This is a genomic window from Streptomyces violaceoruber (assembly GCF_033406955.1).
Taxonomy (GTDB): Bacteria; Actinomycetota; Actinomycetes; order Streptomycetales; family Streptomycetaceae; genus Streptomyces; species Streptomyces violaceoruber.
Genome location: NZ_CP137734.1, coordinates 7,355,293 through 7,367,511, shown reverse-complemented (window position 1 = coordinate 7,367,511; position 12,219 = coordinate 7,355,293). Strand labels below are relative to the sequence as shown.

Below are 12,219 nucleotides of genomic sequence, written 5' to 3'. Positions count from 1 at the left end.
TGCTCCGGTGCTGCCGCCCGGTCAGGCCCTGACCGGGCGGGCGCGGGCAGCCGGACTCGGCCGGACCGCCGCCGACGGCCGGGCACCCGCGGTCAGGCGCCGGTCTCCTCGCCCGCGGGCGACGCGGACCGGGCGGACGCTTCGGCCGCCTCGGACCGGCGGTCCATCGCCCCCAGCGCCCGCTGGGCCAGCGGATGGCTGCGGACCAGCTCGCCCAGCGAGGTCGAGCCCTGCGTGATGTCCTTGAACGCCTTCCAGGCCGGACGGAACCCGGTGAGGGCCGCGTGGAAGAGGCCGGGCCGGCGCTCGAACACCGTCAGCATCCGCTTGCCGACGCTCATCTCCACGCCCAGCCCGGCCTTGATCGCGAAGGCGTAGTTCAGGGCCTGCTTGCGCGCGTCCACCGCGTCGTGGGCCTCGGAGATGCGCACCGCCCACTCCCCCGCGAGCCGTCCCGAGCGCAGCGCGAAGGAGATGCCCTCGCGGGTCCACGGCTCCAGGAGCCCGGCCGCGTCCCCGCACACCAGGACCCGGCCGCGCGAGAGCGGCGAGTCGTCCGCGCGGCAGCGCGTCAGGTGGCCGGAGGAGACGCTCGGTTCGAATCCGGCGAGCCCGAGCCGGGCGACGAAGTCCTCCAGGTACCGCTTGGTCGCGGCGCCCTCGCCGCGCGCCGAGATGACCCCGACCGTGAGCGTGTCGCCCTTGGGGAAGACCCAGCCGTAACTGCCCGGGATCGGGCCCCAGTCGATGAGCACCCGGCCCTTCCAGTCCTCGGCGACCGTCTCGGGCACCGGGATCTCCGCCTCCAGGCCGAGGTCGACCTGGTCGAGCTTCACCCCGACGTGCGCGCCTATCCGGCTGGCGCTGCCGTCCGCGCCGACCACGGCCCGGGCCAGCACCGTCTCACCGCCCTGGAGGACGACGGCGACCGTACGCCGGTCCGGCACCGCCGACCCGTGCTGCTCCACCCGGGTCACGGTCGCGCCGGTGCGCAGCTCGGCGCCCGCCTTCTGGGCGTGCTCGACGAGCTGCAGATCGAAGTCGGGCCGGTTGATCAGCCCGAACAGCATCTGCCGGGAGCGCCGGGTCCGGGTGAAGCGCCCGTTGTTCGAGAAGGTCACCGCGTGCACCCGGTCCTGGAAGGGCAGCTCGAAGCCGGGCGGGAGGGTGTCGCGCGAGGGCCCGATGATGCCGCCGCCGCACGTTTTGTAGCGGGGCAGCTCGGCCTTCTCCAGCAACAGGACGCGCCGCCCCGCGACCGCCGCCGCGTAGGCGGCCGAGGCCCCCGCCGGTCCCGCGCCCACCACGACCACGTCCCAGACCTGACGCGCGTCGTCCGCCGAAGAGTTCTCGCTGCTCACGATGGTCTACTGCTCCGATCAAACCGCATGCCGCACCTGACCCCCGCATCCTACGGCGGGCATCGCCGCAGGCCACTGTGGGAGGATCGGCCCGTCATTCCAAGTACTCCTTGGTACAACGTCGCACCCACAAGGAGCGTGCCCATGTCGTCGAATCCGGTCGCCGAGACCGTCGCTTCGCTGATGCCCCGCGCGAAGGAGGAACTCGCCGCGCTGGTGGCCTTCAAGTCGGTGGCCGACTTCGACCAGTTCCCGCGCAGTGAGAGCGAGGGTGCCGCCAACTGGATAGCGGCTGCCCTGCGCACCGAGGGCTTCCAGGACGTGGCCCTGCTGGACACGCCGGACGGCACGCAGTCGGTGTACGGGTACCTGCCGGGGCCCGAGGGCGCGAAGACGGTGCTGCTCTACGCCCACTACGACGTGCAGCCGCCGCTGGACGAGGCGGGCTGGGCCACTCCGCCGTTCGAGCTGACCGAGCGCGACGGCCGCTGGTACGGGCGCGGCGCCGCGGACTGCAAGGGCGGTGTGCTGATGCACCTGCTCGCGCTGCGCGCGCTGAAGGCGAACGGGGGCGTGCCGGTGCACGTCAAGGTCATCGCCGAGGGGTCGGAGGAGCAGGGCACGGGCGGGCTGGAGCGGTACGCCGAGGCCCACCCTGAGCTGCTGGCCGCCGACACCATCGTCATCGGCGACGCGGGCAACTTCCGGGTCGGCCTGCCGACGGTCACCTCCACGCTGCGCGGCATGACGCTGCTGCGCGTGAAGGTCGACACGCTCGAAGGCAACCTGCACTCCGGCCAGTTCGGCGGCGCGGCGCCCGACGCGCTGGCCGCCCTGATCCGCGTACTGGACTCGCTGCGGGCCGAGGACGGCTCGACGACCGTCGACGGTCTGGCGGCGGACAACACGTGGGAGGGCCTGGCCTACGACGAGGAGCAGTTCCGCCGGGACGCGCGGGTGCTCGACGGCGTGGAGCTGATCGGCTCCGGTTCGGTCGCCGACCGCATCTGGGCGCGGCCGGCCGTCACGGTGCTCGGCATCGACTGCCCGCCGGTCGTCGGCGCCACCCCGTCGGTGCAGGCGGGCGCGCGGGCGCTGGTGAGCCTGAGGGTGCCGCCGGGCGTGGACGCGGCCGAGGCGACCAAGCTCCTCCAGGCCCACCTGGAGACGCGCACGCCGTGGGGCGCCCGGGTCGCCGTCGAGCAGATCGGCCAGGGCCAGGCCTTCCGCGCCGACACCACGAGCCCGGCGTACCAGGCCATGGCGGACGCGATGGCGGTGGCGTACCCCGGCGAGGAGATGCAGTACGCCGGTCAGGGCGGCTCCATCCCGCTGTGCAACACCCTGGCGTCCCTCTACCCACAGGCGGAGATCCTGCTGATCGGCCTGAGCGAGCCGGAGGCGCAGATCCACGCCGTGAACGAGAGCGTGTCCCCGGAGGAGCTGGAGCGGCTGTCGGTGGCGGAGGCGCACTTCCTGCGCAACTACGCGGCGAGCTGAGCCGGGACGCGGTCGCTGGTCGACGGGGGTGCGCCACTCGGTGCGCCCGGCGTCGACCGGGACCGTGCCGTCGCCGTCGGCGCGGACGTACGGGGCCGTGGGCCGGCGTCGGCCGCCCGCCTCCAGGCCGGCGTCAGCCGACCGGCGTGCCCGCCTCCAGATAGTGGGCGGCGCCGCGTTCCCGGGCCCGCAGCGCCCAGCGCAGCCGCTCGTAGCGGACCGGGGGCAGCAGGCCGGCGGCCTCGTCCTCGGTGGCGAAGCGCCAGTCGCGCAGCTCGGGGCCGGGCAGCAGCACCCGGCCGGCGTCCGCTGCGTCGAGCCGGCCGCCGTCGAAGAGCAGCCGCAGGCCGCCGTAGGCGGGAGGGGCCGGTGGTTCCCAGTCGACGACCAGCAGGGCCGGTACGTCCCGGAGGCTGAGGCCGGTCTCCTCGGCGACCTCGCGCATGCCGGCGCGGGCGGGCGCCTCCCCGGGTTCGACGACGCCGCCGGGAAACTCCCAGCCGGGTTTGTAGGTGGGGTCCACGAGCAGGACCCGGTCCCGCTCGTCGAAGAGCAGGACCCCGGCGGCGACGGTCTCGCCGGTGGGCTCAGGAGTCTGGACGATCTCGCAGGCCGGCACGGCACCCGAGCCGACGGCCTCGGCGACCCGGGCGGCGGCCTCGTAGGGAGTGAGGGCGCCGGTGTCGACGGGATGGGCGTCGGCGGTGAGCCAGGAGGCGAGGGCGGCGCGGTAGGGCTCGATGTGGTCGTAGGACCACTGCCGTGTCCGCAGCTCGCCGTCCGGGAGGTCCCGCGGCACCTCCCGGCTCGCTATTCGCTCGCGCAGGATCGTTTCGGCCGGGGCCAGCAGGATGTGCCGGACCTCGATCCGGCGGGCGGCGAGACCGCCGAAGATCTCGTCCCGGTACTCCTGCCGCAGCAGGGTCATCGGGACCACGAGCGTCCCGCCGAGGTCGGCGAGCAGCGCCGCCGCCGTGTCGATCACCAGTCGGCGCCAGATCGGCAGGTCCTGGAAGTCGCCCACCTCGGCCAGGCGTTTGGGCGGCAGCAGGTGCGCGAGTGCCCCGCCGACGACCTCGGGGTCGAAGAGCGTGCTGTTCGGGATCAGTTCGATCAGTTCCCGTGCGGTGGTGGTCTTCCCCGCACCGAACGCGCCGTTGATCCAGACGACGGTCACAGGTCCCCCTCTTCTGTTGGCCCACTGTGGCTTGCCCGCTTCACCCCGCCACGGAAACCAGCCCGGCCGGTGACGTGGGAAAGGGCATATGACAGCGGCGCCGACGCCCCCTCGGGGGCGACGGCGCCGTGTGGACCCGACCGGGCGCGTCGGCCCGGTCCGGGGTGTCAGCCCAGCTGTCCCAGGGCGTCGTCCTCGAGGGTCAGGCTCTCGGTGGCGACGGTGTCCTCCAGGGTACTGACGGTGTCGTCCACCCCGAGATTGAGCGGGAGATCGCCCGGGGCGGCGTGGGACGGGCTGACGGCCGCGACGACGAAGCCGGTGGCGAGGGTCGCGAGGGCGAGGATGCTGCGCTTCTTCATGCCCCGTTCAACTACGCCGCCGCCCCGGGGTCACGGGCAGGACCGCGGGAGTCGCCCCGTGCCCCGGAGTCCGCCCGGCCGCCGTGGCGCGGGGCTCAGACGTGGGCGGCGGTCACGTCCGCCGTCCTCGTCAGAGCCGCGGCGGCCGCGCCGACCAGTCCGGCGTCCGTGCCCATCTGGGCGGGGACGACCGCGAGGCGCTGGACGAAGGACAGCGTCGCGTAGTCGGTGAGGGCCTTGCGCAGCGGGGCGAAGAGGACGTCCCCCGCCTTGCCCACTCCCCCGCCCACCACGGCGATGTCGATCTCGACGAGGGTCGCCGTGGCGGCGATACCGGCGGCCAGTGCCTGCGCGGCCCGTTCGAAGGAGGCGACGGCCACGGGGTCGCCGAGGCGCGCCGAGGCGGCGACCGCGGCGGCGGAGGTGTCGCCGTCCGGTCCGGGCAGCCAGCCGGCCTCCAGCGCGCGGCGGGCGATGTTGGGGCCGCTCGCTATGCGCTCCACGCAGCCGCGCGCACCGCAGGGGCAGGGGTCGCCGTCCAGGTCGACGCTGATGTGGCCGATGTGGCCGGCGTTGCCGGTCGGTCCGGGGTGCAGCCGGCCGCCCAGCACCAGTCCGCCGCCGACGCCGGTCGAGACCACCATGCACAGCGCGTTGTCGTGCCCGCGGGCGGCGCCCTGCCAGTGTTCGGCCGCCGTGATGGCCACCCCGTCGCCGATCAGCTCCACCGGCAGGCCGCCGGCGGCGGCCTGGACCCGTCGGACCAGCGGGTAGTCGCGCCAGCCGGGCACGTTCACCGGGCTGACCGTGCCGGCCGAGGCGTCCACCGGACCGGCGCTGCCGATGCCGACCGCCGAGGCCCGCCCCCACAGGGGCGACACGGTCAGTTCGGCGAGCACGTCCTCGACGGCCCGCATCACGGTGTCACCGTCCTCCCGGGCGGGTGTGGCACGCTGTGCGCGCGCCTGGATGCGGCCGTGGCCGTCCACCAGCGCGCCGGCGATCTTGGTGCCGCCGATGTCCAGCGCTGCCACGAGGTCGGTGTGCATCAGAGTCGGATCTCCCCGTCGGACCGAAAGCGAAAAAGCCGTACACAAGAGCGCGCGGCGACCGGCCCCGGGGTGGGGACGAGGGCCGGAGAGTGCGATGGACAGTGTCTCCCGCATCTGACAACGTTGTCCAGGCTCTATGCTCGACGCCACATCCTCATACAAGCCCATGACCGACACATCCCCCCGGACAGCAGGAGCCGACGCAATCCCGTGGACGACAGGACAGGACACCGCATCGTGCCCGACACGACCCGCCGCGCAGACCGCCTCCCCGGGAACCGTTACGGCAACCGCCCGACCATGAAGGACGTCGCCGCCCGGGCGGGAGTCGGCCTCAAGACCGTCTCCCGGGTGGTCAACGGCGAGCCCGGCGTCACCCCGGAGACCGAGCGACGCGTCCAGGAGGCCATCGACGCGCTGGGCTTCCGCCGCAACGACAGCGCGCGGGTGCTCCGCAAGGGCCGCACCGCGAGCATCGGCCTGGTCCTGGAGGATCTGGCGGACCCGTTCTACGGGCCGCTCAGCCGCGCCGTGGAGGAGGTGGCCCGGGCCCACGGCGCCCTGCTGATCAACGGGTCCAGCGCGGAGGACCCGGAGCGCGAGCAGGAGCTGGTGCTCGCCCTGTGCGCGCGGCGCGTGGACGGTCTCGTGGTGATCCCCGCCGGGGACGACCACCGGTATCTGGAGCCCGAGCTGAAGGCGGGCGTCGCCACGGTGTTCGTGGACCGTCCGGCGGGCCAGATCGACGCGGACGTGGTGGTCTCCGACAACTTCGGCGGTGCCCGCGACGGCGTGGCCCACCTGATCGCGCACGGGCACCGCAGGATCGGCTTCATCGGCGACATGCCCCGCATCCACACCGCCGCCGAGCGGTTGCGCGGCTACCGGGCGGCGATGGAGGACGCGGGCATACCGGTCGAGGACTCCTGGATGTCCCTGGGCGTCACCGATCCGGTGCGGGTGCGCCGGGCGGCCGAGGAGATGCTCGCCGACCCGCAGCCGGTCACCGCGATCTTCACCGGCAACAACCGGGTGACGGTCACCGTGATCCGGGTCCTGGCCGAGCACACCCGGGGCGTCGCCCTGGTCGGTTTCGACGACATCGAGCTGGCCGACCTGCTCCAGCCGGGCGTCACCGTGGTCGCGCAGGACGCGGCCGCCCTCGGCCGCACCGCCGCCGAGCGGCTCTTCCGGCAGCTGGACGGCTCCCTCCTCGCCCCCGACCGCATCGAACTGCCGACCAGGCTGGTCACCCGGGGCTCCGGCGAGCTGCCGCCGTCGGGCTGAGCGCACAGCGCCAGCCACAGCCACAGCCACAGCCACAGCCACAGCCACAGCCACGAGGAGCATCACACCGTGTCGAGACCTCCCGGCGAGGACCGGACGCTGCGGGCGCTCGGGCTGGCCGGAGTGCCGCGCGAGGAGCCGCTGCTGTACCCGGGCGCGTGGCCCCGGGAGTCCGGGCTGCTGGACGGGGACCGGCTGCTGCCGCTGGACCGGCCGGTGTACGACGAGGAGGACGGCCGGGTCCCGGTGCTGGCCATCGGGTCCAACGCGAGCCCGGCACAGCTGCGGCACAAGATGGCCGAGTTCGGGACCGACTCGCCCATCCCGATGGTCAGGTCCCGGGTCACCGGGCTGGACATCGGGGTTTCCGCGCACGTGAGCCGGATGGGCTACGTGTCCGCCTCGCCGGTGGGCGCCCCCGGCACCGTACGGGAGCTGTTCGTCCTGTGGCTCGACGCCGAGCAGCTCGCGGTGATCGACGCGAGCGAGGGCGTCCCGATGGCGGGCGGCAACTTCGACCGGGTCTGGCTGCCCGCGCCCGACGTGCGCGTCGAGCCGGGCGACGGCTCGGTGCTGGGCGGTGCGTACGCGTACGTCAACCGCCACGGCGTCCTGCACGACGGCACCGGCGCGCCGCGCCGGCATCCGGGGGCGCAGCGGCCCCTGATCACCGAGCTGCTGCACGGGTCGGCCCGGCTGCGGGAGCTGTTCGGGGCGACGCCCGAGGAGTTCAGCGCGCGGGCGCGGGCGGACCGGCGGCTGTGCGACCGGGGGACGCGGCTGTTCGCCGAGGAGGGGCGGGTGACGGCGTCCGGCCTGGAGCGGTACGTGGGCTCCGGGCCGCAGGACCCCTTCGCCGGGAGCCGGACGCCGTCGGCCGGGCCTACTGCGCCGACGCCGTGAGGTCGCCGCGCCGCGGGCCCGAGAAGCCCTCCAGGTCGGCGCGGGTCAGGCCGGTCAGCCGGGCGACCTCGCCGATGTCGAGGGCGCCGCAGTCCAGGCCGCGCAGCAGGTAGCCGCTGAGGGCCTTGGCGGTGGCGGGCTCGTCCATGACGTCGCCGCCGGTGCGGTTGGCGTAGCGGGCGAGGCGGGCGGCGGCCTGTTCGAAGCCCTCGCGGTAGAAGGCGAAGACGGCGGCGTAGCGGGTGGGGATGTGGCCGGGGTGCATGTCCCAGCCCTGGTAGTAGGCGCGGGCCAGGGCGCGGCGGGTGAGGCCGTAGTGCAGCCGCCAGGCGTCGTGGACCTGCGCGGTGGGGCCGACCGGCAGGACGTTGGTCGAGCCGTCCGAGACGCGTACGCCGGTGCCGGCGGCGGCGACCTGCATGACCGCCTTGGCGTGGTCGGCGGCCGGGTGGTCGCTGGCCTGGTGGGCGGCGGAGACACCGAGGCAGGCGCTGTAGTCGAAGGTGCCGTAGTGCAGACCGGTGGCGCGGCCCTCGGCGGCCTGGATCATCCGGGCGACGGTGGCGGTGCCGTCGGCGGCGAGGATGGACTGGCTGGTCTCGATCTGGATCTCGAAGCCGATCCGGCCGGGCGTGAGGCCGCGCGCCTTCTCGAAGGCCTCCAGGAGCCGCACCATGGCGGTGACCTGCTCGGGGTAGGTCACCTTGGGGAGGGTGAGGACCAGCCCGTCGGGCAGGCCGCCGGCCTCCGTCAGGCCGCTGAGGAAGACGTCGAGGGTACGGATGCCCCGGGCGCGCACCGGCGCCTCCATGCACTTCATGCGGATGCCCATGTACGGGGCGGCCGTGCCCTGCTCGTACGCCTCGGCGACCAGCCGGGCGGCGCGGGCGGCCGCCTCGTCCTCCTCGGCGTCCGAGCGGTTGCCGTAGCCGTCCTCGAAGTCGACGCGCAGGTCTTCGATCGGCTCGCGCTCCAGCTTGGCGCGTACGCGGGAGTACACGGGCTCGGCGAGGTCGTCGGAGAGCCCCAGCACGGCGGCGAAGGAGGCGGCGTCCGGGGCGTGTTCGTCGAGGGCTGCGAGGGCCTGGTCGCCCCAGGAGCGGACGGTGCCGGCGGCGAAGACGTCACCGGGGACGTAGACGGTGTGGACGGGCTGGCGGGTGCCCGGGTCTCCGGGGTAGCGGCGCTCCAGCTCCGCGTCGACCGGTGCGAGGGAGGCGCTGATCTCCTCGCCGACGGCGCCCGCGAGGCTCGTTGCCACCTTCTCCTGCTGACCCATTCGACACCCTCCTGATGTTCGTTTTTCCGCTGAACGGAATCACTTATCCGTAGAGCGAAGTTATCTGTCGACCTCTCGCCGGTCAACACCATCCTGCGCACACGCCGAGGCCCCCGCGACGTCCGTGGACGTCACCGGGGGCCTCGGCGTGCGGTACGGCGGGGAGGTCAGCCCTTGCGGGTCTTGACTTCCTCGGTGAGCTGCGGGACGACGTCGAAGAGGTCGCCGACGACGCCGTAGTCGACCAGCTCGAAGATCGGGGCCTCGGCGTCCTTGTTGATCGCCACGATCGTCTTCGAGGTCTGCATACCCGCGCGGTGCTGGATCGCGCCCGAGATGCCGGAGGCGATGTACAGCTGCGGCGAGACGGACTTGCCGGTCTGGCCGACCTGGTTGGTGTGCGGGTACCAGCCCGCGTCCACCGCGGCGCGCGAGGCACCGACGGCCGCACCGAGGGAGTCGGCGAGCGCCTCGATGATCGCGAAGTTCTCCGCGCCGTTGACGCCACGGCCGCCGGAGACCACGATCGCGGCCTCGGTCAGCTCCGGACGGCCGGTCGACTCGCGCGGCGTGCGCGAGGTGACCTTGGTGCCGGTCGCGGCGGCGGAGAAGGTGACCGACAGGGCCTCGACGGCGCCGGCGGCCGGGGCGGCCTCGACGGCGGCCGAGTTCGGCTTGACCGTGATGACCGGGGTGCCCTTGGAGACGCGGGACTTGGTGGTGAACGCGGCGGCGAACACCGACTGGGTGGCCACCGGGCCCTCGTCGCCGGCCTCCAGGTCGACGGCGTCGGTGATGACGCCCGATCCGAGACGCAGCGCCAGGCGGGCGGCGATCTCCTTGCCCTCGGCAGAGGAGGGGACCAGCACGGCGGCCGGGGAGACGGCGGCGACGGCGGCCTGGAGGGCGTCGACCTTCGGCACGACCAGGTAGTCGGCGTACTCGGCGGCCTCGTGGGTGAGGACCTTCACCGCGCCGTGCTCGGCGAGCGTGGCGGCGGTGTCACCGGCGCCGCCTCCCAGCGCGACGGCGACCGGCTCGCCGACGCGGCGGGCCAGGGTCAGCAGCTCCAGGGTCGGCTTGCGGACGGCACCGTCCACGTGATCGACGTAGACGAGAACTTCAGCCATGGGACTTCTTCTCTCCTGCTTGCGAAAGATGAGGGGCGGTGGGGGCGGCGGGGCCTCAGATGAACTTCTGGCCCGCGAGGAACTCGGCGAGCTGCTTGCCGCCCTCGCCCTCGTCCTTGACGATCGTGCCCGCGGTGCGCGCCGGACGCTCGGTGGCGGACTCGACGACCGTGTAGGCGTTCTCCAGACCGACCTCGTCCTCGTCGATGTCGAGGTCGGACAGGTCCCAGGACTGAACCGGCTTCTTCTTGGCCGCCATGATGCCCTTGAAGGACGGGTAACGCGCCTCGCCCGACTGGTCGGTGACCGACACGACCGCCGGCAGGGAGGCCTCCAGCTGCTCCGTGGCCGAGTCGCCGTCACGGCGGCCCTTGACGACGCCGCCCTCGACCGAGACCTCGGACAGCAGCGTCACCTGCGGCACGCCCAGGCGCTCCGCGAGCAGCGCGGGAACGACGCCCATGGTGCCGTCGGTGGAGGCCATGCCGGAGACGACCAGGTCGTAGCCGGCCTTCTCGACGGCCTTGGCCAGGACCAGCGAGGTGCCGATGGCGTCGGTGCCGTGCAGGTCGTCGTCCTCGACGTGGATCGCCTTGTCGGCACCCATGGACAGCGCCTTGCGCAGGGCGTCCTTGGCGTCCACCGGGCCCACCGTCAGGACGGTGACCTCGACGTCGTCGTCGGAATTCTCGGAGATCTGCAGCGCCTGCTCGACCGCGTACTCGTCCAGCTCGGAGAGCAGACCGTCCACGTCGTCCCGGTCGACGGTCAGGTCATCGGCGAAGTGCCGGTCGCCAGTGGCGTCGGGCACGTACTTCACAGTGACAACGATCCTCAAGCTCACGCCGGCTCTCCTACTGCGTCGACATTTCAGTGCTGCCTCTTGCAGGCAGCATAGGCGCCCCAAGCGGCCGATCCCGGTCGGGGCGACCTGCGCTCCGCCCGGAATATTACTCGTCAGTACACCCAGTTCCTGCCCGCTAAGCAAGCGCTTTGAACTGTGACCTTCGCAACGCAGCGTAACCGGAACCCGACGCCTTCGCAGAAGCCGTCCCGCTGACCGGTCAGCCGCGCAGACCCCGGTAACGCCCCTGGTGGTACAGCAGCGGCTCGCCGGCTCCGGCGGGGTCGCCGAGGAGGACTTCGGCCAGCACGATCCGATGGTCCCCCGCGGGCACCCGGCCGACCACCCGGCACACGAGCCAGGCGAGCACGCCCTCCAGCACGGGCACCCCCTCGGGCCCCTCCCGCCAGACGGTGGGTGCGGCGAAACGGTCGGCGCCGCTGCGGGCGAAGGTGGCCGCCAGCTCCTCCTGGTGCTCGCCGAGCACGTGGACGCCGACGTGCTCCGCCTCGGACACCGCGGGCCAGCTCGACGAGCCGGCGCCGATGCCGAAGGAGAGCAGCGGCGGGCGGGCGGAGACGGAGGTGAGGGACGTGGCCGTGAAACCGGCCGGGCCGCCGGGGCCCCGCGCGGTGATCACGGCGACACCCGCGGCGTGCCGCCGGAAGACGGACCGCAGCAGGTCGTCGGTGGCGGGCCGGGGTGCGGCCAGGTCGGGTGTGACCGTCATGCGGGGTGGTCCTTCTGCGTTGCGCCTCGGTCCCGGAAACGGTGAGCGGGGCATGGGGGCAGGCTGACGACGGGTGGCACACACAGTCAATTACGTCCCGGGATGTGGGGGCTGTGGAGAAGACCTCACCACTGGCGTGGCGCTTGTCACACCGCCTCGCCCAGCGCGGCGATCACGTCCGCCCGGCGCGGCTGGCCGGTGGCACGCCGCACGACGCGGCCGTCGGCGTCCAGAACCAGGACCGTGGGGGTCTTGAGCACGTCGAGGGCGCGGACGAGTTCGAGGTGCCCCTCGGCGTCGATCTCGACGTGGGCGACACCGGGGACCAGGCCGGCCACCTCACCCAGTACCCGCCGGGTGGCCCGGCAGGGCGCGCAGAAGGCACTGGAGAACTGTACGAGCGTCGCGCGGGGGCCCAGCTCCGCACCGAGATCGGCCGCGTCGACCCGTACGGCGGTGCCCTCCGACCGCTTGCCGTCGTCCTGCCCGCGCACCAGCGCGCCCCCGTTCCGCCGCCACCGCAGCACTCATGGGCGCGCGTCCTGCGCACGCCGCCGGTTCGGTACTCCGAAGGTGCAGCGTCCGCGGAGCCGC

12 protein-coding genes are annotated in these 12,219 nt (G+C 73.5%); 3 read left to right on the top strand and 9 right to left on the bottom strand.

All coding sequences use genetic code 11. From position 1 onward, the window contains the following. Positions 1–92: 92 nt before the first annotated feature. Positions 93–1,361, bottom strand: coding sequence for a geranylgeranyl reductase family protein (locus R2E43_RS33105; RefSeq protein ID WP_003977757.1), 1,269 nt, complete (start codon positions 1,359–1,361; stop codon positions 93–95). 144 nt (positions 1,362–1,505) lie between these two features. Between R2E43_RS33105 and R2E43_RS33100 the strand changes: the two genes are divergently transcribed. Continuing rightward, on the top strand, positions 1,506–2,861 hold the full coding sequence (locus R2E43_RS33100; protein WP_003977756.1) for a dipeptidase: 1,356 nt from the start codon (positions 1,506–1,508) through the stop codon (positions 2,859–2,861). Between the two features lie 133 nt (positions 2,862–2,994). Here the strand turns inward: R2E43_RS33100 and R2E43_RS33095 are convergent, their stop codons facing one another. From R2E43_RS33095 to R2E43_RS33085, 3 genes are all read right to left on the bottom strand, one after another. Beyond that, the gene (locus R2E43_RS33095; protein WP_003977755.1) at positions 2,995–4,038 is read right to left on the bottom strand and encodes an NUDIX hydrolase; all 1,044 of its coding nucleotides are present in this window, start codon (positions 4,036–4,038) and stop codon (positions 2,995–2,997) included. Positions 4,039–4,205: 167 nt separating this feature from the next. Continuing rightward, positions 4,206–4,400: a hypothetical protein gene (locus R2E43_RS33090; RefSeq protein ID WP_030864755.1), complete on the bottom strand. Its 195-nt coding sequence runs from the start codon at positions 4,398–4,400 to the stop codon at positions 4,206–4,208. A 95-nt stretch (positions 4,401–4,495) separates the two neighbouring features. After that, positions 4,496–5,449 carry an ROK family protein gene (locus R2E43_RS33085; protein WP_011027561.1) on the bottom strand — a complete coding sequence of 318 codons (954 nt, stop codon included), beginning with the start codon at positions 5,447–5,449 and terminating at the stop codon, positions 4,496–4,498. Positions 5,450–5,662: 213 nt separating this feature from the next. Here R2E43_RS33085 and R2E43_RS33080 point away from each other — a divergent pair, with 213 nt between their 5' ends. After that, the gene (locus tag R2E43_RS33080; protein WP_003977752.1) at positions 5,663–6,739 is read left to right on the top strand and encodes a LacI family DNA-binding transcriptional regulator; all 1,077 of its coding nucleotides are present in this window, start codon (positions 5,663–5,665) and stop codon (positions 6,737–6,739) included. Positions 6,740–6,808: 69 nt separating this feature from the next. Beyond that, a complete protein-coding gene (locus R2E43_RS33075) occupies positions 6,809–7,642 on the top strand; it encodes a hypothetical protein (RefSeq protein ID WP_332056822.1) in 834 nt (277 codons plus the stop codon). Here R2E43_RS33075 and R2E43_RS33070 read toward each other — a convergent pair. The 5 genes from R2E43_RS33070 to R2E43_RS33050 all read right to left on the bottom strand — a co-directional run bounded on the left by R2E43_RS33070 (position 7,623) and on the right by R2E43_RS33050 (position 12,152). Then, entirely contained in the window at positions 7,623–8,921 is a 1,299-nt protein-coding gene (locus R2E43_RS33070) for a DUF6986 family protein (protein WP_093455594.1), read from the bottom strand. The genes R2E43_RS33075 and R2E43_RS33070 overlap by 20 nt on opposite strands. Before the next feature lie 167 nt (positions 8,922–9,088). Continuing rightward, the gene (locus R2E43_RS33065) at positions 9,089–10,051 is read right to left on the bottom strand and encodes an electron transfer flavoprotein subunit alpha/FixB family protein (RefSeq protein WP_210984078.1); all 963 of its coding nucleotides are present in this window, start codon (positions 10,049–10,051) and stop codon (positions 9,089–9,091) included. Between the two features lie 55 nt (positions 10,052–10,106). Then, positions 10,107–10,895, bottom strand: a complete 789-nt coding sequence (locus R2E43_RS33060) for an electron transfer flavoprotein subunit beta/FixA family protein (RefSeq protein WP_332056821.1) — start codon at positions 10,893–10,895, stop codon at positions 10,107–10,109. 220 nt (positions 10,896–11,115) lie between these two features. Continuing rightward, the gene (locus R2E43_RS33055) at positions 11,116–11,625 is read right to left on the bottom strand and encodes a flavin reductase family protein (protein WP_003977747.1); all 510 of its coding nucleotides are present in this window, start codon (positions 11,623–11,625) and stop codon (positions 11,116–11,118) included. A 146-nt stretch (positions 11,626–11,771) separates the two neighbouring features. Next, complete coding sequence (locus R2E43_RS33050) at positions 11,772–12,152, bottom strand: TlpA family protein disulfide reductase (RefSeq protein WP_332056820.1); 381 nt, start codon at positions 12,150–12,152, stop codon at positions 11,772–11,774. Positions 12,153–12,219 lie beyond the last annotated feature (67 nt).

What these genes read in the sequence shown, in the direction of transcription:
- R2E43_RS33065 (WP_210984078.1), bottom strand. Translation starts at nt 10,051, where the DNA reads ATGGCTGAAGTTCTCGTCTACGTCGATCACGTGGACGGTGCCGTCCGC.
- R2E43_RS33070 (WP_093455594.1), bottom strand. Translation starts at nt 8,921, where the DNA reads ATGGGTCAGCAGGAGAAGGTGGCAACGAGCCTCGCGGGCGCCGTCGGC.
- R2E43_RS33100 (WP_003977756.1), top strand. Translation starts at nt 1,506, where the DNA reads ATGTCGTCGAATCCGGTCGCCGAGACCGTCGCTTCGCTGATGCCCCGC.
- R2E43_RS33090 (WP_030864755.1), bottom strand. Translation starts at nt 4,400, where the DNA reads ATGAAGAAGCGCAGCATCCTCGCCCTCGCGACCCTCGCCACCGGCTTC.
- R2E43_RS33085 (WP_011027561.1), bottom strand. Translation starts at nt 5,449, where the DNA reads ATGCACACCGACCTCGTGGCAGCGCTGGACATCGGCGGCACCAAGATC.
- R2E43_RS33055 (WP_003977747.1), bottom strand. Translation starts at nt 11,625, where the DNA reads ATGACGGTCACACCCGACCTGGCCGCACCCCGGCCCGCCACCGACGAC.